The organism is Oleomonas cavernae (assembly GCF_003590945.1).
Taxonomy (GTDB): domain Bacteria; phylum Pseudomonadota; class Alphaproteobacteria; order Zavarziniales; family Zavarziniaceae; genus Zavarzinia; species Zavarzinia cavernae.
Window position 1 is genome coordinate 2,796,278 of record NZ_QYUK01000011.1, and the last position, 25,677, is coordinate 2,821,954.

The following is a 25,677-nucleotide window of genomic DNA, read 5'->3' on the forward strand; positions in this document are numbered from 1 at the left end:
TTGAATCGGGCCGGCCCGGTCCCGATATCTAACGGGAATCGCGCGACCAAGGGGAGTACCATGGCCGACCTCAATCGTTATCCCTACGGCACCGCCGCTGCCGGCAGCCAGACCGCCGCCGCCAGCTATGATGCCGGCCTGCGCAGCTATATGCTGCGCGTTTATCAATTCATGATGGTGGCCACCGGCCTGTCGGGCGTCACCGCGTGGCTGGTTGCCAACACCGGCCTGCGCGAGGTGTTCTTCGCCTACAACCCGGCGGTGGGCGCCTGGGGCGCCACCGGCCTGGGCCTGATCGCGATGTTCGCGCCGATCGGCCTGGTGCTGCTGTTCTCGTTCCGCCTGAGCAAGATGAGCGCCTCGTCCGCCCAGGGGGTCTTCTGGGCCTATGCGGCGCTGACCGGCATTTCGATCGCCTCGATCCTGCTGAACTTCACGGGCGAAAGCGTCGCCCGGGTGTTCTTCATCGCCGCCGCCATGTTCGGCGGCATGAGCGTGTGGGGCTATACCACCAAGCGCAGCCTGACCGGCATGGGCTCGTTCCTGTTCATGGGCCTGATCGGCATCCTGGTCGCCTCGCTCGTGAACATCTTCCTAGGGTCGGCCATGGTCCACTGGGTCATCTCGGTGATCGGCGTGATCGTGTTCGCCGGCTTCACCGCCTACGACACCCAGCAGATCAAGGAGATGTACGCGGCCGACGATTCGGGCGAAGTCTCGACCAAGAAGGCCGTGTTCGGCGCCCTGCGCCTGTACCTGGACTTCATCAACCTGTTCATCATGCTGATCCAATTGTTCGGCCAGCGCGAATAGCAGCCACCCCATTTCCGGCGATACGACGCCCGGCGGTACCAACCGCCGGGTGTTTTCGTTTGGGCGCTGCCACAAATTTGCCCAGGTAGCGCTTTGTAAATGTAGCCTGACTGAGTCTGGGGCCGGATGCAGAGGGTGGGGGAATCATGAAGGTCGTCGTCGCCATGATGAAGCACGAGACCAACACTTTTTCGCCGCTCGCCACCGATCTTGCGCGTTTCGAGGCCTGGGGCCTCCATCGCGGCCCCGCGGTGATCGACGCCTATGCCACCACGGCCATGCCGATCGGCGCCTATATCCGCCTGTGCCAGGCGCGCGGGGCCGAGATCGTCTCGCCCGTGGCGGCCGAGGCGATGCCCGGCGGCATCGTCACCCGCGAAGCCTATGAGACCCTCGCGGGCCTGATCGTCGACGCGGTCGCGGCAGGCTGCGACGCCGTCCTGCTCGACCTGCATGGCGCCATGGTCGCCGAGCACGAGGCCGACGGCGAAGGCGAATTGCTGCGCCGGCTGCGCGAAGTGGCGCCCGACGTGCCGATCGCCGCCACCTGCGACCTGCACTGCAACCTGACCCAGATCATGATCGAGAACTGCGATGCCCTGATCGGTTACAAGACCTATCCCCATGTCGACATGGCGCAGGTCGGCGACCAGGTCGCCCGCATCCTGTTCGACAAGATCGACGGCAAGACCTGGCCGGTGATGAACTGGACCTCGGTCCCGCTGCTGGCCCAGACCCTGGCCATGGGCACCGACGACGAGCCGATGAAGGGCCTGATCGCCCGCGCCCGCGCCATGGAGGCGGAAGGCCTGCTGGCCGCCACCGTGTTCGGCGGCTTCCCCATGGCCGACGTCCCCCATGCCGGCCTGTCGACGGTGACGATCGCCAACCGCAACCCCGCCGAGGCCGCCGCCGCCAGCGAGGAACTGGCCGCCATGGCCTGGGCCCGGCGCGACGATTTCCTCTACCGCCACGTGCCGATCGCCGATGCCCTCGACCATGCCCTGGCGGCCGGGGCGCAGGGCGGGCCGGTGATCCTGCTCGACCATGCTGACAATTGCGGCTCGGGCGGGACGCAGGACGTCATGGGCGTGATCGGCGCGGTGATCGACCGGGGCCTGACGGATGTCGCCGTGGGCGCGGTGTGGGACCCTGTCGCGGTCAAGGAAATGGCCGCGGCCGGGGTCGACGCCACGGTGACCCTGGCCCTGGGCGGGCGCACGCCCATGCCCTCGGTCGGCCTGGGCGGCGAGCCGCTGATCCTGACCGGCAAGGTGAAAGCCCTGACCGACGGCCGCTTCGTGGTGCGCGGGCCGATGTATACCGGCGTCACCGTCGACATGGGCCCGACCGCCGTGTTCAGCGTGGGCGACGGCCGGGTGGAGATCGTCGTCACCTCCCACCATCACGAGCCGTGGGACCTGGGGGTGTTCACCAGCGTCGGCATCGTGCCGGAGGCCAAGCGCTTCCTGCTGCTCAAGTCCCGCATCCACTACCGCGCCGGTTTCGCCGGCCTCGCTCGCGCGACCATCACCCTCGATGGTTACGGCGTCACCACCTCGGACAATACCCAGCTCAGCTACATGGACCTGCGCCGCCCGATCTTCCCGCTCGACCGCGTCAACACGCCGTAAGGTCCCGGTGTGACATCGTGCGTCCTTCGAGACGCCACCTTTGGTGGCTCCTCAGGATGAGGCGAATCTTTTTGCCACAAAGATTTTCCTCATCCCGAGGAGGGTGCGAAGCGCCCGTCTCGAAGGACGCAGGCTGCCTATGCAACGCGTATAGCCAAGCCGACCAAAATGATCTCCAAGCCCGCCTCGAATTCCTGATCGATATCCTCCGCCTGCGCGACCGCGGCGATTTCGATCAGCCGGGGGTATTGCGCGGGGGACAGGCTGCGGAAGCGCTCGATCGTGGCGGCGGCCTCGTCGCCCGCACGCGGCCGGGCAAGCTGGGCCTGCGCCAGGCCTAGGATGAAACCCATCACGATCCGGAAGGCCGCGAGCAGGGCGAGGCCGGACCGGCCGCTGGCCGCCAGCGCGCGCAACAGCGCTTCCGCCCCCTCGACCGTCGCCTCGTGCAGGCTGCGCCGGGACAGGATCAGGGGGATGACATCGGGATGGGCCCTGATCGCCTGCCAGAAGCCGCGCGCGATCAGGCGGACATCCTGCTGCCAGTCCTCCCCCGCGACCGCCGGCCAGCGCGCCTGGGCCAGCACCGCCTCGACCACCAGGGCATCGAGTTCGTCGCGGTCGCGCAGGTAGTTGTAGATCGTCATCGCCCCGGTCCCCAGGGCCGCCGCCAGGCTGCGCATCGACAGTGCCGCGAGGCCCTGCGCATCGACGATCGCCAGCGCCGCCCCCTGGAGCTGCTCGCGATTGAATTTGGCCCTTGGCGGCATGATTGCTCCATTGACTACGTACAGTGTACGTGTTTGAGTATCGCTGTATTGCGTACATCGTACTCAATGGAGCCTCGCCATGACAACACGCACGAATTTTCCTTCCGGTGCCGATCAATGCGCCGCCTGGCTGACCCTGCCACAGGGCGAAGGCCCCCATCCCGTGGTGCTGCTGGTCCACGGCGGCGGGGCGACCCATGACATGGCCCTGGGCCAGTACGAACGCTGGTTTTCGGCCGCAGGGCTGGCGGTGGTGGCCTTCGATTTCCGCCACCTGGGCGAATCGGGCGGGGAGCCGCGGCAACTGATGAACCTGCGCCGCTACCTCGAAGACATCGAGGCTGCCCTGGCCTTCATCCGCACCCGGCCGGAACTGGACGCCCGCCGCATCGCCCTGTGGGGCACCTCGTTCGGGGCAAGCCATGTGGTGGCGACGGCGGCCCGGCGCCGCGATATCGCCGCCGCCGTGGTGCAGTGCCCGATCCTCCAGGGCCGCGCCCCGGCGCTGAGCGCCGGCCTGGGGCCGCTGCTGCGGATGACCGGGCCGATCCTGTCGGACCTGCTGCGCGCCGCCCTTGGCCTGGGCCGGCGCTATGTCCAGCTTGTCGGGCGGCCGGGCGACCTGGCCTTCGTCACCGCTGCCGGCGCCCTGGAAGGCTGGCATTCGGTGATGCCGGCAGGCTACCGTTTCGACAACCGGGTGCCGGCGGCCTCGGGCCTCGGCCTGTTGTTCTACGATGCCGCCGCCATGGCCCGGCGCGTGACCTGCCCCCTGCTGGTCTGCGTCAGCGACCAGGAGGAACTCATGGATCCGGCCATCGCGGCCCGGGTGGCGCGCGCGGCCCCGCGCGGCATCGCCCGCCACTACCCGGCCGGCCACTTCAGCGTCTATCACCCGCCGCTGGTCGAGCGCATCGTCAAGGACCAGATCGAGTTCCTGACCGAACACCTCCGCCCCGGACACAAACGGTTACACGGCGTTCACGAATCGTCGTGAAACGTTGCACGGCGGCAAAACCCGGTGGGCGCCGCCGTGCTAGCCTCATGCCGGTGGGTGAGGAGATCCCCGGCATGAAGTCTTTCGCAGCGCTTGCACTCGCCCTGGCCATCCTCGGCTTCAGCCTGCTGGCAGGCGGGCCGGCCGGTGCCGCCGCGGACCTGCCGCCGGGCAGCCGGGTCGAGCGGGATGTCGCCTATGGCCCCGACCCGGCGCAACGCATGGATATCTACCTGCCGGCCCGGCCGCGACAGGCGCCGGTCCTGCTCATGGTCCATGGCGGGGGCTGGTTCAGGGGCGACAAGGCCATGGGCAACGTCGTGGCCAACAAGGTCGCCCGCTGGCTGCCCCAGGGCATCATCGTCATCTCGGTCAACAATCGCCTGGTGCCGGAGGCCGACCCGGTCGAGCAGGCCGATGACATCGCCCTGGCGCTGGCCTTTGCCCAAGCCCGGGCGCCGTCATGGGGCGGCGACCCGGCGCGCTTTGTCCTGATGGGGCATTCCGCGGGGGCCCATCTGGTGGCCCTGCTGGCGGCCGATCCGGCCATCGCCGCGCGCCGGGGCGCCCGGCCGTGGCTGGGCACCATCCCGCTCGACAGTGCCGCCTACGATGTGGCGCGGATCATGAACGCGCGCCACTTCAAGCTCTATGACCGGGCCTTCGGCGACGATCCCGCGTTCTGGCAGCAGGCGTCGCCATTTCACCGCCTCGCCGGCCGGCCGGCGCCCCTGCTGCTGGTCTGCTCGAGCCGCCGCGCCGTCTCCTGCGCGCAGGCGCGCGGCTTCGCCGAGAAGGTAACCTCGATGGGTGCCCGCGCGACCGTCCTGCCGGTCGACCTGTCTCACGGCGCGATCAACCAGGAACTCGGCCTCCCGGGAGATTATACCGACGCGGTCGAGGCCTTCATGCGCTCCCTAGGGATATTGCCCCGATAGGCCGCTGCCGTCGGCAACTCGCCCGTCGTCACAATGGATCCTGGCCTCCGCCGGGATGACGATCGAGAGTCGAAGCGAATTACCGCCGCAATGACATTGCTGTGATTACACTGCGCACCCCCCGGCGCGTCATTCCGGCGGAGGCCGGAATCCATCGGCACGGCACGCGGAACGGGACAAGCCTCACTCGATCGCCGTCCCAGCCCTTACACGACGATGGATCCCGGCCTTCGCCGGGATGATGGCCGAAAAAATCAGATCAGCGCCGGCTCGACCGGGCAGAAGCGCAGGACCTGGGCCAGGCGGTTCAGGCCGTCGGTCAGTTCGGCGGTATCGGCCGCGGCCGAGAGGCTGACGCGCACCGCCTCGGGCGCCGCACCGCGGCCGACCTGGAAGGCCGAGGCGGGCGCGACATGAACGCCTTCGTTGCGGGCGGCGTCGGCCACGTCATTGGCGCGGCGGCCATCCTCGACGGGGAGCCAGACGTGGAAAGAGCGGTTCCTGGCACCGCCGGTGGAAGGCAGGCCCAGGATCCGCTCCGCGATTTCGTTGCGCGTTGCGATTTCGCCCAGTTGCCACCTTGTGAGGCGCTGGGCGGTGCCGTCGTTGATCCAGCGGCCGACGATTTCGGCCATCAGCGGCGGCGCCATCAAGGTGGTGGCGCGCATGGTCTCGGTCGCGGCCGCCACCAGGCGCTGGGGCAGGCCCATGAAACCCACCCGCAGGCCGGGCATCAGGGCTTTCGAGACCGAGGTCACGAAGATCGTGCGTTCGGGCGCCAGCATGGCGATCGGCGTCTTGCCGGCAGCCAGGAAGCCGTGGACGTCATCCTCGATCAGGATCGCATCGTAACGCTCGGCGACCGCGGCGATGGCGCGGCGGCGTTCCTCGCTCATCACGGCGGTGGTCGGGTTCTGGATGGTCGGCGTCAGGTAGACGAAGCGGCGGCCGCCGCCGCGGCAGGCGGCTTCCAGCGCGTCGGGCCGCATGCCCTCGTCGTCGATCGCCACCGGTTCGAGCGTCAGGCCCAAGCGGCGCGCCAGCGAGGTGAGGCCGGGATAGGCCAGCGCCTCGGTCAGCAGCACGTCGCCGGGGCGGGCCACGGTCATCAGGGCCACCGTCTGGGCATTCTGGCAGCCGGCGGTGACGATCACCCGGTCGGGCGTGGTCTCGAGCCCCGCCAGGCGCAGCCATTGCGCGCCGGCGGCCCGGTGGGCCGGCGAACCGGCCGGGAACTGATAGCCCATGGTGGTGCTGAGAATGTCGCCGCGCACGGCGATCTCGGTCAGGGCGGTTTGGAGCGCTTCCACCTGCGGCCCCATGGCCGGGCGGTTGACCGACAGGTTGATGACATTGCTGCCCGGCGCCGGGCGATCGTGATCGATGCCGGTGAGCCCGCCCGAGCCCAGCCCCGGCTTCACCTCGGGCCCGCGCACGAAGGTGCCGCGCCCGACCGTGCCGTCGACCAGGCCCCGGCGGGTCGCCTCGGCATAGGCGCGGGTGATGGTGCCGATGGTGCAGCCGACCCGGATCGCCAGGTCGCGATGGGTGGGCAGCCTGGTGCCGGGCGCCATCGTCCCCTGTGCGATCGCCGCGGCGAGCGAATCCGCAATCGCCAGATAGAGCGGCCCCTCGTGATTGCCGAGATTGGGGTCCAGCTTTCCGCCTCGCGGCGGGCGGGCTGTGTCAGACGGGCAACGGCGGATGCGGTCATTGTCATGAGGACAATAATATTGTTGTCACCATTGCCTTGTCAAGATATAGAGACAATGCGTACTTGAGGAGGCGCGCCATGACCGATTGCATCGAGACAAATTCCCCCGTCCTGTCCAAGGCCCCGACCACCGGCCGTACGACCGTGTGGATGCTCGTCAATCGCGCCGTCACCGTGGCGCTGGAATGGCAGCGCCGCAAACACGAGCGTCGCCACCTTGCGGAATTGGACGAGTATCTGTTGCGCGACATGGGCCTGTCCCGGGCCGATGTCGCTCACGAGACCGCCAAGCCGTTCTGGAAGCCCTGATCCCACGCGAGTACAAACCCCATGCCGACCTTGAATATCTATGAGGTCGAGGCGTTCGGCGGCGGGCATGCCTTCAAGGGCAATCCCGCTGCCGTCGTGCCCCTCGACAGCTTCCCCGATGATGCGATTCTGCAAACCATCGCGGCGGCGAACAACCTGTCCGAAACCGCATTTTTCGCGCCCGATCCCGCCTCGGGCACCCTGCGCCTGCGCTGGTTCACGCCCGCGGTCGAGGTGAAACTGTGCGGCCACGCCACCCTGGCCACCGGCTTTGTCATCATGACAATCCTGGAGCCGCACCTGCCGGCGGTGACATTCGATTCGGCCTCCGGCCTTTTGGCGGTGACAAAGTCGGATGATGTCCTGGCACTGGATTTCCCGGCCCGGACCAGCGAGACAATCGCCCCCATCCCCGGCCTGGCCGAGGTGTTGGGGGCCAAGCCGATCGCCTATTACAAGTCGGACGAGAACTTCATGGTGGAGTTTGCCAGCGCGGCCGAGGTCGCCGCCCTGACGCCCGACTTCAAGGCCCTGAAAGGCCTGACCGAACTGGGCCTGATTGCCACCGCGCCGGCGGATGCCGGCAACGGCGTCGATTTCGTCTCGCGCTTCTTCGCCCCGGCGGCCGGCATCGACGAGGATCCGGTGACCGGCTCGGCCCATTGCACCCTGGCCCCGTTCTGGGCCGGGCGCCTGGGCAAGGCCAAGCTGGAAGCGCGCCAGATCTCGGCCCGCGGCGGCTTTCTGTCGGTCGAAGATCACGGCAGCCGGGTGACCATCGCCGGCAAATGCCGGCTCTATCTCCAGGGCCAGATCGACACCGGCCAGAACTGACGTCGCGTCCAAGCCGGGCTCCGCGCCCCGCTTGTGACGCGTGCGTCAACCATGCATCCTCCCGCCCAAGCCTGATGAAATGCGGCGGGAGGAGTGGCATGACCGAGTTCAGCAAGATCGAGCGTGACGGGCATCTGTTGATCGTCACCATCAACCGCCCCGAAGTGATGAACGCCGTCCATCCGGCAGCGAATTTCGAGCTGCACGAGGCCTTCGACAGCTTCGCGGCCGATCCCGACCTGTGGGTCGCTATCATCACCGGCGCCGGCGAGCGCGCCTTCTGCACCGGCAACGACCTGGTGTTCCAGGCCAAGGGCGGCACCATCGAGGTGCCCCCCACCGGCTTCGGCGGCCTGACCTCCCGCTTCGACCTGACCAAGCCCGTGATCGCGGCGGTCAACGGCTATGCCATGGGCGGCGGCTTCGAGATCGCCCTGGCCTGCGACCTGATCGTCGCGGCCGACAATGCCGTCTTCGCCCTGCCCGAACCGCGGGTGGGCCTGGCGGCACTGGCCGGCGGCATGCACCGCCTGCCGCGCCAGATCGGCCTGAAGGCTGCCATGGGGCTGATGCTGACCGGCCGCCGCGTCTCCGCCACCGAGGGCAAGGAACTGGGCTTCGTCAACGAGGTGGTGCCGCAGGCCGAGCTGCTGGCAGCGGCGAAACGCTGGGCCAACCTGATCCTGGAATGCGCCCCGTCCTCGATCAAGGCGACCAAGGAATCGGTGATGAAGGGCCTGGACAAGGCTGGCGTCGAGGAAGCGATGCTGGGCAATTACAAGGAGATCGGCAACATGTTCCGGTCCAAGAATTTCCGCGAAGGTCCCCGCGCCTTCGCCGAGAAGCGCAAGCCCAACTGGACCGGGGAGTAACGCCCGCCCGCCCCATCGATGGATCCCGGATCAAGTCCGGGATGACGAAAAAGAAGAAGTCAGGGAGAGAGACATGGCCCTTCACACACCCATCTGTGATCTTCTGGGTATCGAGCATCCGGTGCTGCTGGCCGGCATGGGCGGCGTCGCCTTTGCCCAAGTCTGTGCCGCCGTGTCGGAGGCCGGCGGCTACGGCTGCCTGGGCATGGCCGCGCTGCCGCCCGAGCAGATCCGCGACGAAATGCGCAAGGTGAAGGCGCTGACCGGCAAGCCCTTCGCGGTCGACCTGCTGACCGCCCTGCCCGAGACCCTGCTCAACGCCGTCGACATCATCATCGACGAAGGCGCCAGCGCCTTCGTCGCCGGCCTGGGCGTGCCTGCGCCGATCATGAAGAAGCTGAAAGACGCCGGCTTGAAGGTCATGGCGGTGTGCGGCACGGTCAACCACGGCCGCAAGGCGCAGGATGCCGGCTGCGACGCGGTCATCGCGCAAGGGACAGAGGGCGGCGGTCACACCGGCAAGGTCGCCGGCATGGCCCTGATCCCGCAGATGGTCGACGCCCTGGACATCCCGGTGGTCGCCGCCGGCTCGATCATCGACGGCCGCGGCCTGGCCGCCGCCCTGGCCTTCGGTGCCGTGGGCGTATGGATGGGCACGCGCTTCATCGCCTCGGTCGAGGCCAATGCCGCGCCAGGTTACAAGAACGCGATCCTGGGCGCCCGCGACGAGGATACGCTGATCACCAGGTGCTTCACCGGCAAGACCCTGCGCGCGATCAAGAACAGCTACACCACGGAATGGGAGAGCAAGCAGGACCAGATCCAGCCCTTCCCGATCCAGGCCATGGTCTCGGCCCAGGTCGGTGCCAACCTGACCTTGATGGGCGTGACCCAGGACATCGACGCCGACCGTTCGTGCCTCGCCGCCGGCCAGGGTGCGGGCGGCATTCACGAGATCCTGCCGGCCGGCGAAATCGTCCGCCGCACGGTGGCGGAAGCCGAAGCGGTCATCGCCCGCCTGCCCCGCCTGGTCACGCCAAAGGCCGCCGCGGCCGAATAGGCCCCGCTTTCCGCCATTCCCGGTCCCTGCCGGGATGGCGGCGTGGCGGATAATTCAATCACTGGGGATCCCAGCTTGCCACGGCGCGTTCCCTTGCCGACCATTTGGGTTTGCAAGGAAGAGGTAATGCCGATGCGCGTCGTCGTCGTGATGAACGAGAAGGCCGGCACGCTGGCGAATCGTGACCCCCATGCGGTCGCGTCGGCTGTGCGGACGGCCTTTGCGCACGCCGGCCATACGGTGACCGTTACCTTGGTGCGCCCGAGCGAGATGGAGGGGGCGATTCGCCGCGGCGTGAACGCCCGCCCGAGGCGCTGGTCGTGGGCGGCGGCGACGGCACCTTGTACAACACGATCAACCAGATCGGCGATACCAACATGGCCCTGGGCATCCTGCCCCTGGGCACCATGAATCTGACCGCCCGCGATGTCGGCATGCCAATCGACCCGGTCGAGGCCGCCAAGGCGCTGGCGCCGGCACGATCGGCCAAGTCGACATCGCCGCCCTGGGCGACATCCGCTTCCTCAATGCCGCGGTGCTTGGCTTCTATCCCTGGATGGTCATGGACCGGGAGCGGGCGCAGCGGCGCAAGGGCCTGCCGAAATGGGCTGCGATGGCCAGGGCCGGCTGGCGCGCCCTGTTCCGCCGTCACGAGATCGAGGTCGAGCTGGCGCTGGACACCGACACCGGCGAGGTTTCACGCATGCGCACCCCCCTGCTGGTGGTCGCCAACAATCGCTTCGCCGAGGGGACCGGGCCGGTGCCGAGCAAGGCCAGCCTGATGGATGGGGAACTGGCGGTCTATGTCGCCGAGGCGGCCGGCCCCATGGCCCTGCTGCGCATCGCCATCGCGGTGGCGGCCGGTCGCTGGGAAAGCGCCCCCGGGCTGCACTTCATCGCCTGCCGCTCGCTGACCGTCGCCTCGCGCCGCCGGCGCCTGCGCATCGCCATCGACGGCGAAATCCGCTATGTCGAACCGCCGCTGAATTTCCGCATCCTCGAGCGCCGCCTGGCCTTCCTCATGCCGGCGGCGGCGCCCCCGCCCGGAACCTGAGACGCCAGATCGTTCCCCTGCCCGGCGCTGTTTCCAGCGTACTCTCTCCTCCCAGTTGCTTGACCAGGCCCGGCACCAGGGCAAGGCCCAGGCCGCCGGTGATCGCCGGATCGAAGCCAGCGCCATCATCGGCCACTTCCACGGTGACCATGTCGCCGTCGCGCCGCCCCTGCAGGATCAGCCTGCCGCGCCGGCCATCGGCAAAGCCGTGGCGCATGGCATTGGTAATCAGTTCAGTTACCAGCAGGGCCAGCGGGGTCGCCCGGTCCTGCTCGATCGCCAGGGGCGGCAGTTCCAGCGCCAGTTGAATCCGCTCGGCAGCCCCCGGCACCGCCGTCACCAGGCTTTGCGCCAATTCCGCCAGCAGGGCGGCAACGTCGACCAGGCTCGAAGCATCGTCGAGATAGAGGTGCCGCTGCACCAGGGCCAGGGCGCGGACCCGCATCTCCATGTCGCCCAGGGCCTGGCGCGCGGCCGGCTCCCGGGCGCCCCGCAGGCGCAGCGACAGCATGGAGAGGACGGTCTGGAGGTTGTTCTTCACGCGGTGGTGGATTTCCCGGATCAGGATGTCCTTCTCGCCGATGGTGCGCTTCAAATCTGCCTCGCGCAGGGCGACACGCCGGGCCATGGTGGCGAAGCCGTCGCCCAGTTCGCGCAGTTCGGCCGGGGCACCGTGCAGGTCCGGCCGCGCGTCCAGGTGTCCGGCCGTGTAGTCGCCCGCGAGACGGCGCAGGCTGCGCACCCAGCGGGTAACCAGGTAGTGCCCGCCCACGAAGGCGGCGATCAATGCCGCCAGGATGGTCAGGCCGATCATGATCAGGCGCGAGGTGAGATCCCGCTCGATCCATTTGAAGGTGTCGGCGACCGGCAGGCCGAACAGCACGTGGACGGCACCGCCCTGCAGGACCACCACGGAATAGGCCCGTTCGCGCCCGTCGAGGCTGTCGGCACGGAATTCCAGCACCTCGTCCGCCACCACCTTGGCCACGATGTCGGGCTGGGGCAGGCCGCCGTCGCCCGCCGTGCCTTCCGTGCGCCGGGTCAGCACCTCGCCCCGGCGGTCGAGGACATAGACCACCCCGTCCGCCGGCAGGCCGGCATCGCGCGCGACCTGTTCCAGCCGGTCCAGCTTGATCGACACCGCGATGACGCCCAGCAAGGTGTCATTGTCGCCGATGATGGGCATGGCGGCGATCATGGTGGGGTTGCTGTCCGCCGGGCCCACGACCTGATCCGACAAGGTGAAGTCGCGCAGGGCCGAGACCCGGCGGAACCAGTCGGTCTCGTCGAACTTGACTGAACCCGGACGTCCCGCCGCTTCCTTGTCGGTGGTACAGACCTGGACACCCTGCGGATCGACCAGGGCCAGGCTGCCGTATTCGGGATAGATGCCGAGGAAGGCGCCGAACAGGCGCGGGCAGCGGCCGCCGGGTTCGGGCAGGCGCAGGTCGGTGGCAAGCCCCACCAGCAGGCGCCAGGTATCGGAGAAGAAGTCGCGTTCGTGGCTGGCGGCCAGCGCCGCGAACTGGTGGACCAGGGTCTCGGCCCGCTCGGTCTGCTCGTCATAGGCCTGGATCGCGACCACCACGCCGCCGGCGGTCGGGGCGGCCAGCACCAGCAGCATCAGCAGGGTCAGGCGCGCCTGCAAGGGGCCGATCCGGCGGGCCAGCCAGCCGCGCCGGCCGGCCACCGGCGCGCCGTCAGGCATGGCTGTCGGCCCCTGCGCCACGATCGCTCAGTCGCGCCCCGGGTGATGGAACAGGGCTTGTGCCATGGTCACCACCAGCGTCTCCGGCTCGAACGGCTTGGAGATCAGATAGGTCGGCTCCATGCGCTCGCCGGTCAGCAACCGCTCGGGGAAGGCGGTGACGAAAATCACCGGAACGTCCAGCGACTTGAGGATCTCCTGCGCCGCCTCGATGCCGGTCGAGCCGTCGTCGAGCTGGATGTCGGCCAGCACCAGGCCGGGCCGGTGAAGGGCGGCCAGTTCCACCGCCTCGCTCTTGCGGGTGGCGATGCCGACGACCTCGTGCCCGGCCTCGCGCACGATCTCGGCGATGTGCAGGGCGATGACCGGCTCGTCCTCGATCACCAGGACGCGAGCCGCCCCCTGGCGACGCAGTTCATCGCGCGCCTGGGTGATCAGGCCATCGACCGCGCCGTCGTCGATTGCCAGCACGCCGGCAATCTCGGCATAGGTCAGGCCCTCGAGGGACGAGAGCAGCAGGGCCCGCCGCGCGGCCGAAGGCAGCCTGCCCAGCCGGGCCTGCAGCTTGGCCTCGGCATCCGCTGCGGCGCCGGCGGAGGCCGGCACCGCGTCGGCGGCCGCGTGAACCAGGGCATAGAGCTGGATCTTCAGGTTCTTGCCCGTGTCCAGCCTGGCGCCCCCGCTCGCCAGGGCCTGCAACCCGGCCCGAATGACGCCGTCGCCGGCGGCCTGGGAACCGGTCAGGGCCCGGGCATAGCGGCGCAGAAACGGCAGGTGGCGGGCGATCTCCTGCTTCCAGTCGGTCATTGAATTTTCCCTCGAACCAGTCATTCGGCCGCGTGATGCGGCGCACCGTGCCACAAAAGCCCCAAGGAACCAATGTCGCCCCTTCACCGTTGGTTCCATGGCCGGTAGCGTGTAGGGGCCGCAGCTAGGACGAGTCATGCCGGAAAAAAGCAAAGGGACCAACAACCCGAAGGGGTCGAAGCCGCGTCAGGCCGGCGCCGAGGCGCCGAAGGCGACGCCCGATCGGTGGGTGGACGACAAGCTGCGCCAGCTCTACGACGATATCGCGGCCGAGCCCCTGCCCCAGGATCTGCTGGACCTGTTGAACAAGATCGATCTCGACGATCCCTCCCGCGGGGGCAAATAGTCGTGAGCGCACCCAAATCCTCCGCCGGCGGGGCCAATCCGTTGCCCGTCGACGCCGCCGCGGCCGCCAAGTTCGACATTCGCGTCGAAGTCATCGCGGTGATGCCCCATCTGCGCGCCTTCGCCCGCTTCCTGACCGGTCACCGCGAACGCGCCGACGACCTCGTACAGGATGCCGTGGTGCGGGCCCTGACCGCCGCGCACCAGTTCCAGCCGGGGACCAATTTCAAGGCCTGGATGTTCACCATCCTGCGCAACCTGTTCTACAACGAAGGGCGCAAGACCAAGGTGAAGCTGGATCCGCTGGACGATGTCACCGCGAACCAGCACGCCATGGGGCCGACCCAGGAAGCCGGGCTGGAGTTCGACGATTTCCGCCGCGCCTTCTGGCGCCTGACCGAGGAGCAGCGCGAAGTGCTGATCCTGGTGGGCGCGAGCGGCGTCTCCTACGAGGAGGCGGCCGAGATCTGCAATTGCGCCGTCGGCACGATCAAGAGCCGGGTGTCGCGCGCGCGCGCGCAGCTCACCCGCATCCTGTCGGGTTCCGAACTGGGCAGCAGATTGTCGGAAGACGGGCCGATGCCGGCCGAGATGGCGGCGTTCCTGGCCCTGGGCGGCAGCACCAGCAGACCGCGGAAGTGATGGGTTATTTCGGCCCGATGGCCGGGACCGCCTTGGTTGCGTGGTTCGACAAGCTCACCATGAGGAAAGTCTTTTTGCCACAAAGACACGCCTCATCCTGAGCCTGTCGAAGGACGCACGCCCTCTATGCAAGCCCCTCTCCGCCGCATCCGGCGGAGAGGGGGCGCTTGCGAATCAGGCGCCGGTGTCGAGCGACTGGCCGGGGGCTTCCAGGCGCTGCTCGACGAAGCTCCAGTCGATCAGCTGGTCGACGAAGGTCTCGATGAAACCCTTGCGGTTATTGCGGTAGTCGATGTAGTAGGCGTGTTCCCACACGTCGCACACCGCCAGCGTGTTCTTGCCCGCGGTCAACGGGGTTTCGGCATTGCCGGTGGTGGTGATCGCCAGCTTGTCGCCGTCGGCCACCAGCCAGACCCAGCCCGAGCCGAACTGGCCGATGCCGGCATTGACGAAGGCGGTCTTGAAGCCGGCGAAGTCGCCGAACGAGGCATCGATCAGCTTGGCGATCGCGGCCGACGGCTTGACCGTACCGGGATTGGCCAGCGACAGCCAGTAGAGCGAATGGTTGAAATGCTGGCCGGCGTTGTTGAACAGCTTCTTCTGGGCCGGATCGGCGGCGGCGATCTTGGTCACTTCCTCGATCGACTTGCCCTGCAGGGCGGGGGTCGCGGCGACGATCTCGTTGGCGACGGTGATGTAGGCCTGGTGGTGCTTGCCGTGATGGAAGGAGAAGCTTTCGGCCGAAAGGGCCGGCGCCAGAGCACCCGGGTCGAATTTCAATGCAGGAAGCTTGAAGGCCATATCGCTTTCCTCTCGTGAGCGGCGGAACGCCTGCGTCGGTGAGATTTTTAGAATTCTTCGCCGAACGACCGCAACCGATTGATCGCCAGCGCTAATCACATAGGCTGCCGGGCCGGCTCATGCCACCAAAAAATCGCTCAGGCCAGCCAGCCGGCCAGGGCATCCTCGGCCAGGGCAAAGGCGGTCGACATGCCGGTGCCGCTGGTCACCATCACCGCCCGCACCCCCGGCACGGGCTCCTCGATCAGCGCCGTGTCGGTGGCGGAGTGGGGATAGATCCCGATCCAGCGCTCGACCACCGTCTCGTTGCCCAGTTTCAGGGCGCGTTTGGCGTGGCCCAGGATCAGGCCGTCGACGTCCTCGGGCGCGAAGGGATCGGGTGTTGCGCCATAATGATGGGAATCGCCCACCACCAGCGAGCCGTCGGCCGACTGCACCACGATCAGGTGGATGCCGTGGCGCAGGCTGGGCGCCTCCTCCCGCGCCAGCAGCGCCTTCAAGGGTTCGGCCGCCGCCAGTTCGGCAAAGCCCAGGTAGCGCCCCAGCGACAGATCGGACATGACCGACCCGGGCAGGACCCAGCCCGGCCCCTGCGGCCCCAGGCGCAGCATGTGCAGCTTGCACAGGTCGAGCCCCCGCCCTGCCCACAGTTCGGGGAACAGGGTCAGGAAATCGGCGCCGGGACAGACCACCACCTGCCCCGCCTCGATCCGGCCCGCCGTGGTCTCCAGCACCGGCAGATCGATGGATTTCACCAGCGTGCCGCGGAGAAAGACCACATCCAGCGCCTCCTCCAGGAAGGCGGCCAGGCGCGGGATGGCCAGGCGCGGCTCGATGCGCAATTCATGCGGGCTCCACAGGCAGGCCTTGGCATCCTCGTGGCGCAGCAGCGGCAGGCGGGCGGCGATCTCCGCCGGGGTCAGCATCGAGCATTGCTCGCCCATGTCCGTCGCCAGGAAGGCTTCGATCACGGCCGCGGCTTCCACCCGGTGGGCCAGCACGGCGGTGCCGCGGTGAACCACCGGAATGCCGGCCTTGGGCGCCACCTCGGCCCAGATGTCGCGGCTGCGCATGGCCCGGTTCCAGACCGTGCCGGCCTGCTGGCCGGTCACCGTGACGAAGCCGAAATTGCGGATCGAGGCGCCGTTGGCCTGGGCGTCGCGATCGATCACGATCACCCGCTTGCCCGCCCGGGCGGCGGCCAGGGCATGGGCCAGGCCGACAATGCCGGCCCCGACGATCGCGAGATCAAATGCAGCCATTGTCATTTTTCGCTCCATCGAACCCGATCACTACAGTAGCCTTTGCCCCGGTCATTTCGGTGACGGGGCGGGGGCATGGGGAAAAAGCGACCACGTCGCATCGGAGAGGGGCGCCAAGAGCCGCCCTCGCCGCCCATGCCCTTTCGTAACGGGGGAGGGGAAGCAATGTCCATGGTTGATCAATCGCGCGGGCCGGGCCGCGTCCTGCGGCGCATCGGTGTTGGTCTGGTGATATTCTTCGGCCTCATCGTGGTGCTGTCGAGTTGGTACACGATCGATGAGGGCGAAGTGGGCGTGGTGCTGCGCAACGGCGCGGTGCAGGATGTTGCCGGCCCCGGCCTGCACTTCAAGACGCCGCTCATCGACGACGTCGTTACCATGTCCACCCGGACCGAGAAACTGGACCTGCCGCAGGTTGCCGCCTATTCGCAGGATATTCAGGCAGCCGAACTCTACATGTCGGTCAACTACCGCATCGTCGCGGGCAGTGCCAAGGAGATCTACGCGACCCTGGGCGTGAATTTCGCCGACCGCGTGCTCCTCCCCACCCTGCTCGACCGCACCAAGGCGGTATTCGGCCATTTCAACGCGCCGACCATCATCAGCGAGCGGACGCGCCTGGTCGCCGAGATCACCGATTCGATCCGCCAGGCGGTGGCCGACAACGGCATCATCATCGAAAGCGTGCAGATCGAGAATATCGACTTCTCCGACGCCTTCGAGCAGGCGATCGAACAGCGCATGCAGGCGGAGGTCGAGGTGACCCGCCTGAAGCAGAACCTGGAACGCGAGAAGGTGCAGGCCGAGATTCGCCGCACCGCCGCCCAAGGCCAGGCGGATTCCACTGTCGTCCAGGCCCGCGCCGAGGCCGAATCGCGCGCCCTTCAAGCCAAGGCGGAGGCCGACGCCCTGCGCCTGAAAGGCGAGGCGGAAGCGGCCTCGATCAAGGCCAAGGCCGAGGCGATGAACACCAACCCGCAACTGATCGACCTGATCAGGGCCGAACGCTGGGACGGCAAGCTGCCCGGCACCATGGTCCCCGGCGGGGCCTTGCCCTTCATCGAGCTGGAGCGCTCCGGCAACCGCTGAGGTCACAGAGCGCCATGGCCGGGACAATGCCCGATCATGGCGGCCCTGGACGACGACGATCAGCCTGGCGATACGCCGGGCGTTATCAAGTTACGTAGTTCAGTGGGGTCTGAGACGCTTCAGCTCGTCTTTGATGCGCAATTTCTCACGCTTCAGTTTGGCGATGACGGCCGGGTCGGGTTGAGGCCGATGGGCCTCGGCTTCGAGCTCTCGATCGATCGAAGCGTGGCGTTGGGATAGGCTGGCGCTACGTGCTTCAAGGCTCATTCGCACAATCCTCCCTTGCTTGGGGTTGACAGTAAAACATGTAGGAAGGGACACGTCAGCCTTCAATCTGTCATGCAGTGCAGTGAATCGATTCGGCAGGTGCGAGACCGGTCACGGCACTGCGGTAGCGGGATGCGCAAAATCCGATCGCCCGGCTGGCGAATCTGCTGCATCTGTGCGTCAGTTAGAATTCATCGGCACGGACAGTCGTGCTATAAAAACCCCTCTTTTGCGTGTGGGGATGTCGGCGGGCATGGTGGACGAGGACGAGCTGCAGCGGAAGCTGAAGGAATTGACACAAGAACACCGCGATCTCGATGCCGCCATCGACGCTCTCTCCACCCAGCCGCCCTTCGACCAGATCCAGGTGCAGCGCCTGAAAAAGCGCAAACTGCAGCTCAAGGACCTGATCTTGAAGATCAACAGCCAGCTGTTGCCCGACATCATCGCCTGACAGGGCGTAAAGGCTTACGTTTCATGGCAAATTCTTCGCCGCTCGTCGGCATCATCATGGGTAGCCGATCCGACTGGCCGACCATGGGACACGCCGCCGAGATCCTGACCCGCCTGGAGGTGCCCCACGAGGTCAAGGTGGTCTCGGCCCATCGCACGCCCGAACGCATGTTCGACTATGCCAAGGCGGCCAAGGGCCGGGGCATCAAGGTGATCATCGCCGGTGCCGGCGGGGCCGCCCACCTGCCGGGCATGACCGCCTCGCTCACCACCCTGCCGGTACTGGGCGTGCCGGTGGAGAGCCAGTCGCTCAAGGGCCAGGACTCGCTGCTGTCGATCGTGCAGATGCCGGGGGCATTCCCGTCGGCACCCTGGCCATCGGCAAGCCCGGCGCCATCAATGCCGCGATCCTGGCGGCCGCCATCCTGGCCCTGGGCGATTTGGCACTCGATGCCCGCCTGACCGCTTTCCGCGCCAAGCAGACGGCCGACGTGCCGGAGACGGCGGAATGACGGGCACGCTCCGCCCCGCCCCCGTTACCGACGACGCCCTGCCTCCCGGCAGCACGCTGGGCATCCTGGGCGGCGGGCAACTGGGTCGCATGATCGCCCTGGCCGCGGCCAACCTCGGCTATCGCTGCCATATCTTCGGTCCCGAGGCCGACCCGCCGGCCGGCCTGGTCGCCGCGGCCACCACCATCGCGCCCTACGAGGACGAGGCCGCCCTGGCGGTCTTCGCCGAGTCGGTCGATGCCATTACCTACGAGTTCGAGAATGTCCCGGCGGCGGCCGTCGCCTTTCTCGAGGCGCGCCGGCCGGTCCGCCCGGGGTCCAAGGCCCTGGCGGTCGCCCAGGACCGGGTTGCGGAAAAGACCTTCGCCAAGGCCAACGGCGCCGGCACCGCACCCTTCCGGGCGGTCGACAGCCGCGCCGACCTCGACGCCGCCATCACCGCCGTCGGCTTGCCCGCGGTGCTGAAGACCAGGCGCCTGGGCTATGACGGCAAGGGCCAGGCGACCATCCGCACGGCGGCCGATGTCGACGCCGCGCTCGCCGCCATGAAGGGCGCGCCGGCCATCCTGGAAGGCTTCGTCGATTTCGTCGCAGAGGTCTCGGTGATCGCGGCGCGCGGCGTGGCCGGGGATGTCGCGGTGTTCGACGTGGTCGAGAACCGCCACCGCCATCATATCCTGGACGTGACCCTGGCCCCGGCGCCGGGCCTCGATCCGGCCCTGGCCCTGCAGGCCCAGACCATCGCCCATGATTTCCTCATCGCGCTCGACTATGTGGGCGTGCTGACGATCGAACTGTTCGTGACCCGCGACGGCCGCCTGCTGGTCAACGAGATGGCGCCCCGCGTCCACAATTCCGGCCACTGGACCATCGAGGGCGCCGAGACCAGCCAGTTCGAGCAGACCGCGCGCGCCGCCTTGGGCCTGCCGCTGGGCTGTCCCCTGCGGCGGGGCGATGCGGTGATGCTGAACCTGATCGGCGACGATGTCCGCGCCTGGGCCCGCCTGCTGCTGGCCGAAGGCGCCCATCTGCACCTCTACGGCAAGGCGCAAGCGCGGCCGGGCCGCAAGATGGGCCATGTCACCCGGATCCTGCCTCTGGGCAGCACCGTGAGCGAGAACGCCATCGCCGTTCTGCGCCGGGCTGTGGACGGGGAATAGGCTCGCTTTGGACAGGCATTGTGCGTCCTTCGAGACGCCACGTGCCGTGGCTCCTCAGGATGAGGTAAGTCTTTGTGCCAAAAAGATTTTCCTCATCCTGAGGAGGCCCGAAGGGCCGTCTCGAAGGACGCACGGCAATTGTGCCAGCCTTACCCCTTGCGGTTGCTGACGGCGTCGCGCAGGCGCATCAGGGCGGCGAAGGGCGACGGCACCGATTTGAGCAACGGCTCCACCCGGGCGCGGACCTTGTAGATGTTCATGACATCGCCGATCCGCCGGTCGAGGAATTCCCAGGTCTTGGCCCGGCCTTCGCTGTCGTCCTGGAGCCAGAAGGCCAGGGTCGCCGAATAGACGCCGGCCAGGATCGCCCGCTTGGTATAGAAGCTGAAATCGGTCGAGGTATCGCCGATGCCGTGCCAGACGGCGTCGACCGTCTTGTAGATCAGCTTGGCCGCCAGCGGCCCGCCCGGCGGCAGGGCCAGGAACTGCACCGCCCGGCGCACCGCCTCGCGTTCGCCCTCGTTCTGCTCCAGGCGCAGGCGCACGGCCAGCGTGATGCGGTCGCGGATCTTCATGTCGCTCAGCCCCTGGCTGCCAGGGCTTCGACCATGCGCTGGTCGGCGCGGGTCGAATGCAGGGCGATGGCGTCGATCGCGCCGCGGGGCAGGGCATTGCGGGCGAGCGCCGGATCGATCTCCAGCGCCTTGGCGGCATGGTTGATGCAGTTCACCGACCAGCCATCGAAGGGCACGTTGGGCAGCATGGCGTCCAGCAGGCGGTCGCGCAGGTCGTCGGTGGCGGTGTCGGCCATGATGATCAGTCCTCGAAGGGCTCGTTCTCTAGATACGCCAGGGTCGACAGATCGGCCATACGCTGCGGATAGAGAATACCGTCCAGATGGTCGCACTCGTGCTGCACCACCCGGGCATGGAAGCCGCGGGCCACCCGGTCGATCGGCTGGCCATCGAGGTCGAGCCCGCGATAGCGCACGGCCACGGGCCGCGGCACCGCGCCCTTGAGGCCGGGCAGCGACAGGCAGCCCTCCCAGTCGGTGGTCATGGCCGGGTCGACCACCTCGACCACCGGGTTGACCAGCACGGTCAGTGGTGCGCCGTCGAGGCTGCGGGACTCCTCGTCTTCCAGCGGGGCATGGAAGATCACCAGGCGCAGCGGCACGCCGACCTGGGGCGCGGCAATGCCGCGGCCGCCGGCGGCGCGCATGGTTTCGCCCATGTCGTCGACCAGGGCACGGATGTCCGGCGCCCGAGGATCGGGAACCGGATCGGCCACGCGGGCCAGCACGGGATGCCCCATGCGCAGGATCGGGCGGATGCTCATGGCCCGAATATGGCGCAGCCCGCTCCCTAAGCAACCGTCTTGATGGGCCGATGCTTGTTCTGTCGCGGAACCGTGGGACTATGCTGGCGTTGGAACGAGGGGCCGCGGACAGACGGCGCCACCGACGGAGGAGTGAAAGCGATGGGTTGGCTCTCGTGGATCGTGCTCGGCCTGATTTCCGGCCTGATCGCCAAGTTCCTGGTCCCCGGCTATGACGGCGGCGGCCTGATCTGGACCACCGTGGTCGGCATCGTCGGCGCCTTCATCGGCGGCTACATCGGCACCCAGGTCGGCTGGGGCGAGGCGACCGCGCTGGACCTGCGCTCGATCGGCATTTCGGTGCTGGGCGCCATCATCTTCCTGGTGCTCTGGCGCGCTGTGAGCTGACCGCATCGCAGGAAGCCTCAGGGGTCGCACGTTCATGCCTGTAGCTGGAACATGAACGTGAAGGAACACGACCCCGATGAAGACGCCTTTTCTTGCGACCCTCGGCCTGCTGGCGACGGTTGGCGCCGTTGCCCTGGGCGCCGGCATCAGCGCTGCTGAAACCACCCCGCCCGCGGCAGGCGGCAAGCCCGCCCATGCCATGCGGGCGCAAGATCCCGACCGCATGGCCGACCGCTGCCAGACCCGCTTTGCCTTCGAGGCCGGCCGGCTCGCCTTCCTCGAGGCGCGGCTGGACCTGACCCCGGCGCAAAAGCCGCTGTGGGATGCCTATAAGACGGCAGCCGCGACAGCCGACGCCAAGACCCGGGACGACTGCGTCGCCGCGGTCCCCGCCAAGGCGGAGGCCGAGGACAAGACTACGATCGTCGACCGTGAAACCATGAAGATCCAGCGGCTGGAAGCCGAGCTGGCCAATCTGAAGGCGACCCAGCCGGCCCTGGCCGCGCTCTACCCGACGCTGACTGCCAAGCAGCAGGAAATCATCGACCAGCCACCTCGGCACGGCCGCCATGGCGGGATGACCCGCGCCCGCTTCGAGCAGCACGACCGCCACGGCGACTCCAGTCGCGGCCCCGGCGGGGCACCCACGCCACTCCCACCCCCGGCATTGCCCTGATCCCTTGGCCACGCGCCGCCCCGTCCTTAAGGTGACGGGGCGGCCTTTTTCGTATTTTGATGTGCAGGTTCGATCGCGGGGTGTTTCTTATCATGACCATCAGGTCCTCGACGGTTGCCGGCGCGCTGCTCGCCGGCTTCCTGACACTCGGGGGCCTGACGGCCTGCGGGGGCGACTCCCCCTCTTCCACCCGCCACGGACCGCCCAGGACCGTGCTGTCGCCGCCACCGCTGCGGCCGCCGCCGGTCAGCCTGGCCGGCGAGGTGCTCGATTCGACGCCTGACGTTGCCTGCTGGCCCGCCACCCATGCCTGGTTCAAGGCAACGGACACCAATGGCAACGGCAAGCTGGAACTGCCCGAGATACAGGCCGACAGCGCCCGCTTCTTCGCCAGGATCGACGCCAACGGCGATCATGCCCTGACGTCGAGCGAACTGACCGCCTACCGCGAGGCCGCAGCGCCCAGCGCCTATCGCGATCAGCCGGCGCCCCCGGCCCGCCGCAGCGCGGGCGACTCGCCGATGACCGCCGACCAGCCGCCGAGCCCGGGCAGCGCCCCGCCACCCGGCAGCCGGACGGAACGGCGGGACAGCGGCCTGCTGGCCCAGCCCGACCCGGTCATGGCCGCCGACACCAATCTGGACTTCCGGGTGACCCCGGAAGAACTGGCCGACCGCGTGAAGAGCCGGGTTGCCAAGCTGGACACCAACCAGGACGGTGCGCTCGACAGCGCGGAACTCGCGGCCTACTGTCCACCCGAATAGTGAGGGCAGATCACTATCGAGGTCGCATCTCCATGCCCACACTTCGGCGGCTCGACACCCGGCCGGGTTCTCTGCTCCTTGCAACATGTCTGATCTCGGCGCTCGGCGCCTGCGGTGACGGCCGGCCCGCCGGCATGGTGGCCCTTGCCGCCCTGCCCACGGCGCCGGCGACCACGCTGGCCGGCGACCTCCTCAATGCCGGCCACGAGGGCGATTGCCCCACCCTCATGGCGCAATGGTCGAGCAGCGCCGACGGCAATGGCGATGGCCTGCTGGAACTGGACGAGGCGCAGGCCGATGCCGCCCGCCTCTTCGCCCTGCTGGATCGCAACGGCGATCGTTTCCTGAGCCCCAGCGAGCTGGCCGCCTATCGCGACAGGGTGGCCCCGGCCGCCTATGCGGACCGGGCGGTTTCGCTGGCCAGCCACAACACCGCCGACAGCGACAGCCAGAAAAAGAAGACGCTGCCGGCCACCCATGACGTCGGCCTGCGCGGCGAGCCTGATCCGATCATGGCCGCCGACGGCAACCTCGACTTCCGCGTAAGCCCGGACGAACTGGCGGCCAAGGTCGCCGAGCGCTTTGCCCGCCTCGACCGCGATCACGACGGCAAGCTCGACGCGGGCGAACTTGCCGCCTACTGCCCGGGCCGTTGAGCCCCGATAAAGAAAAAGCCGCGCAGGGTTACCTGCGCGGCTTTGTTCAGTCCGGCGTCAAAGGATCAGTGGCCGAGGCCCTTGACGATCTCCTCCACCATCTTCTTGCCGTCGCCGAACAGCATCATGGTGTTGTCGCGGAAGAACAGCTCGTTCTCGACGCCGGCGTAGCCGGACGCCATGCCGCGCTTGACGAACAGCACCGTCTTGGCCTTGTCGACCTCGAGGATCGGCATGCCGTAGATGGGCGAGGCCTTGTCGGTCTTGGCCGCCGGGTTGGTGACGTCGTTGGCGCCGATGACGAAGGCGACGTCGGCCTGGGGGAAGGCCGAGTTGATGTCTTCGAGCTCGAAGACCTCGTCATAGGGCACGTTGGCCTCGGCCAGGAGCACGTTCATGTGGCCGGGCATGCGCCCCGCCACCGGGTGAATGGCGTAGGACACCTTCACGCCTTCCTCCTTCAGGAGGTCGGCCATTTCGCGCAGCGCATGCTGGGCCTGGGACACCGCCATGCCGTAGCCCGGCACGATGATGACCGAGCCGGCGTTCTTCATGATGAAGGACGCATCGTCGGCCGAACCCTGCTTCACCGGCCGCGCTTCCTTGGTGCCGCCGGCGGCAGCAGCCGCCGAATCGCCGCCGAAGCCGCCCAGGATGACGCTGATGAACGAGCGGTTCATGCCCTTGCACATGATGTAGGACAGGATCGCACCCGACGAACCCACCAGCGAGCCGGTGATGATCAGCGCCGTGTTCTGCAGGGTGAAGCCGATGCCCGCCGCCGCCCAGCCAGAGTAGCTGTTCAGCATCGAGACGACCACCGGCATGTCGGCGCCGCCGATCGGGATGATCAGGGTGATGCCGATCACGAAGGCCAGCCCCGTCGCCACCCAGAACGCCCACAGGGCCTCGCCGCCGGTGACGATGAAGAAGGCGATCAGGCCGACGATCGCGGCAATGAGCGCGATGTTCAGCAGGTGCCGGGCGGGCAGCATGATCGGCGCGCCCGACATGTTGCCGTTCAGCTTGGCGAAGGCGATGATCGAGCCCGAGAAGGTGATCGCGCCGATCACCACGCCGATGCCCATCTCGACCAGGCTCTGCGCATGCAGGTGGCCGGCCGTGCCGATGCCGTAGTTGTCGGGCGAATAGAGCGCACCGAAGGCGACCAGCACCGCCGCCATGCCGACCAGGCTGTGGAAGGCTGCGACGAGCTGGGGCATCGCGGTCATGGCGACGCGGCGGGCGATCACCGCGCCGATGCCGCCGCCGATCGCGATCGCCACCAGGATCATGGCGACGGTGACCGGGTCGAGGCCGGGCAGGACCGACGGCGAGACCAGGGTGGTCACCACCGCGATGGCCATGCCGATCATGCCGTAGCGGTTGCCGGTGCGCGAGGTCGCCGGCGACGAGAGGCCGCGCAGCGCCAGGATGAAGAGAATACCCGAGACGAGATAGAGAAGCGCCGCGATATTCGGGTTCAAGGCCATATCAGTCATCGCCCGCCCCTCACTTCTTCTCTTTTTTCTTGTACATGGCGAGCATTCGGCTGGTTACCAGGAACCCGCCGAAGATGTTCACCGATGCAAAGACCACCGCAACGAAGCCCAGCACCTTCGAGAACCAGTTCTCGGCCGTGATCGCCGGCACGGCGACCGCGATGACGGCGCCGACGATGATCACGCTCGAGATGGCGTTGGTGACGGCCATCAGCGGCGTATGCAGGGCGGGGGTGACGCTCCAGACCACGTAGTAGCCGACGAAGACGGCCAGCACGAAGATCGAGAGGAAGAAAACGAAATCATCGACCAT

Annotated in this window: 30 protein-coding genes and 2 pseudogenes; 20 read left to right on the forward strand and 12 right to left on the reverse strand. The window is 67.9% G+C overall.

Annotation, left to right across the window (positions count from 1 at the left end):
• Positions 1-60 precede the first annotated feature (60 nt).
• Together D3874_RS17275 and D3874_RS17280 are read left to right on the forward strand one after the other, a co-directional pair.
• Positions 61-813 carry a Bax inhibitor-1/YccA family protein gene (locus D3874_RS17275; protein ID WP_119779176.1) on the forward strand — a complete coding sequence of 251 codons (753 nt, stop codon included), beginning with the start codon at positions 61-63 and terminating at the stop codon, positions 811-813.
• A 146-nt stretch (positions 814-959) separates the two neighbouring features.
• Positions 960-2,447 carry a M81 family metallopeptidase gene (locus D3874_RS17280; RefSeq protein WP_119779177.1) on the forward strand — a complete coding sequence of 496 codons (1,488 nt, stop codon included), beginning with the start codon at positions 960-962 and terminating at the stop codon, positions 2,445-2,447.
• A 137-nt stretch (positions 2,448-2,584) separates the two neighbouring features.
• Here D3874_RS17280 and D3874_RS17285 read toward each other — a convergent pair whose 3' ends face one another.
• Positions 2,585-3,217 (reverse strand): TetR/AcrR family transcriptional regulator, encoded by a 633-nt coding sequence (locus tag D3874_RS17285; protein ID WP_119779178.1) that lies wholly within the window; start codon positions 3,215-3,217, stop codon positions 2,585-2,587.
• A gap of 79 nt (positions 3,218-3,296) precedes the next feature.
• Between D3874_RS17285 and D3874_RS17290 the strand changes: the two genes are divergently transcribed.
• Both D3874_RS17290 and D3874_RS17295 read left to right on the forward strand, forming a co-directional pair.
• Positions 3,297-4,214, forward strand: coding sequence for an alpha/beta fold hydrolase (locus D3874_RS17290; RefSeq protein ID WP_119779179.1), 918 nt, complete (start codon positions 3,297-3,299; stop codon positions 4,212-4,214).
• Positions 4,215-4,288: 74 nt separating this feature from the next.
• Positions 4,289-5,152 (forward strand): alpha/beta hydrolase, encoded by an 864-nt coding sequence (locus D3874_RS17295; RefSeq protein ID WP_119779180.1) that lies wholly within the window; start codon positions 4,289-4,291, stop codon positions 5,150-5,152.
• A 254-nt stretch (positions 5,153-5,406) separates the two neighbouring features.
• On the opposite strand, the gene D3874_RS17300 is transcribed toward D3874_RS17295, so the two are convergent.
• Complete coding sequence (locus D3874_RS17300) at positions 5,407-6,858, reverse strand: aminotransferase-like domain-containing protein (RefSeq protein ID WP_338016759.1); 1,452 nt, start codon at positions 6,856-6,858, stop codon at positions 5,407-5,409.
• Positions 6,859-6,944: 86 nt separating this feature from the next.
• Here D3874_RS17300 and D3874_RS17305 point away from each other — a divergent pair, with 86 nt between their 5' ends.
• From D3874_RS17305 to D3874_RS30525, 6 genes and pseudogenes are all read left to right on the forward strand, one after another.
• A complete protein-coding gene (locus D3874_RS17305) occupies positions 6,945-7,175 on the forward strand; it encodes a DUF1127 domain-containing protein (RefSeq protein WP_199699112.1) in 231 nt (76 codons plus the stop codon).
• Positions 7,176-7,196: 21 nt separating this feature from the next.
• Positions 7,197-8,009, forward strand: a complete 813-nt coding sequence (locus D3874_RS17310; RefSeq protein ID WP_119779182.1) for a PhzF family phenazine biosynthesis protein — start codon at positions 7,197-7,199, stop codon at positions 8,007-8,009.
• A gap of 98 nt (positions 8,010-8,107) precedes the next feature.
• On the forward strand, positions 8,108-8,881 hold the full coding sequence (locus D3874_RS17315; protein ID WP_119779183.1) for an enoyl-CoA hydratase-related protein: 774 nt from the start codon (positions 8,108-8,110) through the stop codon (positions 8,879-8,881).
• A 73-nt stretch (positions 8,882-8,954) separates the two neighbouring features.
• Positions 8,955-9,941 carry an NAD(P)H-dependent flavin oxidoreductase gene (locus D3874_RS17320; protein WP_119779184.1) on the forward strand — a complete coding sequence of 329 codons (987 nt, stop codon included), beginning with the start codon at positions 8,955-8,957 and terminating at the stop codon, positions 9,939-9,941.
• Positions 9,942-10,255: 314 nt separating this feature from the next.
• Positions 10,256-10,405, forward strand: a pseudogene (locus D3874_RS32060) (diacylglycerol kinase family protein); the annotation flags it as partial.
• 71 nt (positions 10,406-10,476) lie between these two features.
• Positions 10,477-10,995 (forward strand): diacylglycerol kinase family protein, encoded by a 519-nt coding sequence (locus tag D3874_RS30525; RefSeq protein ID WP_233559984.1) that lies wholly within the window; start codon positions 10,477-10,479, stop codon positions 10,993-10,995.
• Here the strand turns inward: D3874_RS30525 and D3874_RS17335 are convergent.
• Together D3874_RS17335 and D3874_RS17340 are read right to left on the reverse strand one after the other, a co-directional pair.
• Positions 10,961-12,703, reverse strand: coding sequence for a histidine kinase dimerization/phosphoacceptor domain -containing protein (locus tag D3874_RS17335; RefSeq protein ID WP_119779187.1), 1,743 nt, complete (start codon positions 12,701-12,703; stop codon positions 10,961-10,963). The genes D3874_RS30525 and D3874_RS17335 overlap by 35 nt on opposite strands.
• Before the next feature lie 27 nt (positions 12,704-12,730).
• Positions 12,731-13,510 carry a response regulator gene (locus D3874_RS17340; protein WP_119779188.1) on the reverse strand — a complete coding sequence of 260 codons (780 nt, stop codon included), beginning with the start codon at positions 13,508-13,510 and terminating at the stop codon, positions 12,731-12,733.
• A 136-nt stretch (positions 13,511-13,646) separates the two neighbouring features.
• Here D3874_RS17340 and D3874_RS17345 point away from each other — a divergent pair, with 136 nt between their 5' ends.
• Together D3874_RS17345 and D3874_RS17350 are read left to right on the forward strand one after the other, a co-directional pair.
• Positions 13,647-13,856 (forward strand): NepR family anti-sigma factor, encoded by a 210-nt coding sequence (locus D3874_RS17345; RefSeq protein WP_119779189.1) that lies wholly within the window; start codon positions 13,647-13,649, stop codon positions 13,854-13,856.
• A 2-nt stretch (positions 13,857-13,858) separates the two neighbouring features.
• A complete protein-coding gene (locus D3874_RS17350) occupies positions 13,859-14,497 on the forward strand; it encodes a sigma-70 family RNA polymerase sigma factor (RefSeq protein WP_233559985.1) in 639 nt (212 codons plus the stop codon).
• Positions 14,498-14,671: 174 nt separating this feature from the next.
• Here the strand turns inward: D3874_RS17350 and D3874_RS17355 are convergent, their stop codons facing one another.
• Complete coding sequence (locus tag D3874_RS17355) at positions 14,672-15,298, reverse strand: superoxide dismutase (RefSeq protein WP_119779190.1); 627 nt, start codon at positions 15,296-15,298, stop codon at positions 14,672-14,674.
• A 137-nt stretch (positions 15,299-15,435) separates the two neighbouring features.
• Positions 15,436-16,560 carry a TIGR03364 family FAD-dependent oxidoreductase gene (locus D3874_RS17360; protein ID WP_119779191.1) on the reverse strand — a complete coding sequence of 375 codons (1,125 nt, stop codon included), beginning with the start codon at positions 16,558-16,560 and terminating at the stop codon, positions 15,436-15,438.
• A 165-nt stretch (positions 16,561-16,725) separates the two neighbouring features.
• Here D3874_RS17360 and D3874_RS17365 point away from each other — a divergent pair, with 165 nt between their 5' ends.
• The gene (locus tag D3874_RS17365; protein WP_199699113.1) at positions 16,726-17,649 is read left to right on the forward strand and encodes an SPFH domain-containing protein; all 924 of its coding nucleotides are present in this window, start codon (positions 16,726-16,728) and stop codon (positions 17,647-17,649) included.
• A gap of 99 nt (positions 17,650-17,748) precedes the next feature.
• Here D3874_RS17365 and D3874_RS17370 read toward each other — a convergent pair whose 3' ends face one another.
• Entirely contained in the window at positions 17,749-17,916 is a 168-nt protein-coding gene (locus D3874_RS17370) for a YdcH family protein (protein ID WP_119779192.1), read from the reverse strand.
• Positions 17,917-18,169: 253 nt separating this feature from the next.
• Between D3874_RS17370 and D3874_RS17375 the strand changes: the two genes are divergently transcribed.
• The 3 genes and pseudogenes from D3874_RS17375 to D3874_RS17385 all read left to right on the forward strand — a co-directional run bounded on the left by D3874_RS17375 (position 18,170) and on the right by D3874_RS17385 (position 20,041).
• Entirely contained in the window at positions 18,170-18,370 is a 201-nt protein-coding gene (locus tag D3874_RS17375) for a YdcH family protein (RefSeq protein WP_119782344.1), read from the forward strand.
• A 23-nt stretch (positions 18,371-18,393) separates the two neighbouring features.
• Positions 18,394-18,881, forward strand: a pseudogene (gene purE, locus D3874_RS17380) (5-(carboxyamino)imidazole ribonucleotide mutase).
• Positions 18,878-20,041, forward strand: a complete 1,164-nt coding sequence (locus D3874_RS17385) for a 5-(carboxyamino)imidazole ribonucleotide synthase (RefSeq protein WP_119779193.1) — start codon at positions 18,878-18,880, stop codon at positions 20,039-20,041. The pseudogene purE and the gene D3874_RS17385 overlap by 4 nt, the downstream one beginning before the upstream one ends.
• 149 nt (positions 20,042-20,190) lie before the next feature.
• Here the strand turns inward: D3874_RS17385 and D3874_RS17390 are convergent, their stop codons facing one another.
• From D3874_RS17390 to def, 3 genes are read right to left on the reverse strand one after another with little or no spacing between them, the layout of a single operon-like run.
• The gene (locus D3874_RS17390) at positions 20,191-20,616 is read right to left on the reverse strand and encodes a COQ9 family protein (protein ID WP_119779194.1); all 426 of its coding nucleotides are present in this window, start codon (positions 20,614-20,616) and stop codon (positions 20,191-20,193) included.
• A gap of 5 nt (positions 20,617-20,621) precedes the next feature.
• The gene (locus tag D3874_RS17395; RefSeq protein WP_119779195.1) at positions 20,622-20,852 is read right to left on the reverse strand and encodes a ubiquinone biosynthesis protein COQ9; all 231 of its coding nucleotides are present in this window, start codon (positions 20,850-20,852) and stop codon (positions 20,622-20,624) included.
• A 5-nt stretch (positions 20,853-20,857) separates the two neighbouring features.
• Positions 20,858-21,379 (reverse strand): peptide deformylase, encoded by a 522-nt coding sequence (def, locus tag D3874_RS17400; protein ID WP_119779196.1) that lies wholly within the window; start codon positions 21,377-21,379, stop codon positions 20,858-20,860.
• 141 nt (positions 21,380-21,520) lie between these two features.
• On the opposite strand from def, the gene D3874_RS17405 reads away from it, so the two are divergent.
• The 4 genes from D3874_RS17405 (at position 21,521) to D3874_RS17420 (ending at position 23,862) form a co-directional block, all read left to right on the forward strand.
• Positions 21,521-21,766: a GlsB/YeaQ/YmgE family stress response membrane protein gene (locus D3874_RS17405; RefSeq protein ID WP_119779197.1), complete on the forward strand. Its 246-nt coding sequence runs from the start codon at positions 21,521-21,523 to the stop codon at positions 21,764-21,766.
• A gap of 76 nt (positions 21,767-21,842) precedes the next feature.
• The gene (locus D3874_RS17410; RefSeq protein WP_119779198.1) at positions 21,843-22,442 is read left to right on the forward strand and encodes a Spy/CpxP family protein refolding chaperone; all 600 of its coding nucleotides are present in this window, start codon (positions 21,843-21,845) and stop codon (positions 22,440-22,442) included.
• A 92-nt stretch (positions 22,443-22,534) separates the two neighbouring features.
• Complete coding sequence (locus D3874_RS17415) at positions 22,535-23,206, forward strand: EF-hand domain-containing protein (RefSeq protein ID WP_158596084.1); 672 nt, start codon at positions 22,535-22,537, stop codon at positions 23,204-23,206.
• Positions 23,207-23,238: 32 nt separating this feature from the next.
• Positions 23,239-23,862: an EF-hand domain-containing protein gene (locus tag D3874_RS17420; RefSeq protein ID WP_119779200.1), complete on the forward strand. Its 624-nt coding sequence runs from the start codon at positions 23,239-23,241 to the stop codon at positions 23,860-23,862.
• 65 nt (positions 23,863-23,927) lie between these two features.
• Here the strand turns inward: D3874_RS17420 and D3874_RS17425 are convergent, their stop codons facing one another.
• Both D3874_RS17425 and D3874_RS17430 read right to left on the reverse strand, forming a co-directional pair.
• A complete protein-coding gene (locus D3874_RS17425) occupies positions 23,928-25,364 on the reverse strand; it encodes an NAD(P)(+) transhydrogenase (Re/Si-specific) subunit beta (protein ID WP_456306422.1) in 1,437 nt (478 codons plus the stop codon).
• 10 nt (positions 25,365-25,374) lie between these two features.
• Positions 25,375-25,677: a proton-translocating transhydrogenase family protein gene (locus tag D3874_RS17430; protein WP_119779201.1), complete on the reverse strand. Its 303-nt coding sequence runs from the start codon at positions 25,675-25,677 to the stop codon at positions 25,375-25,377.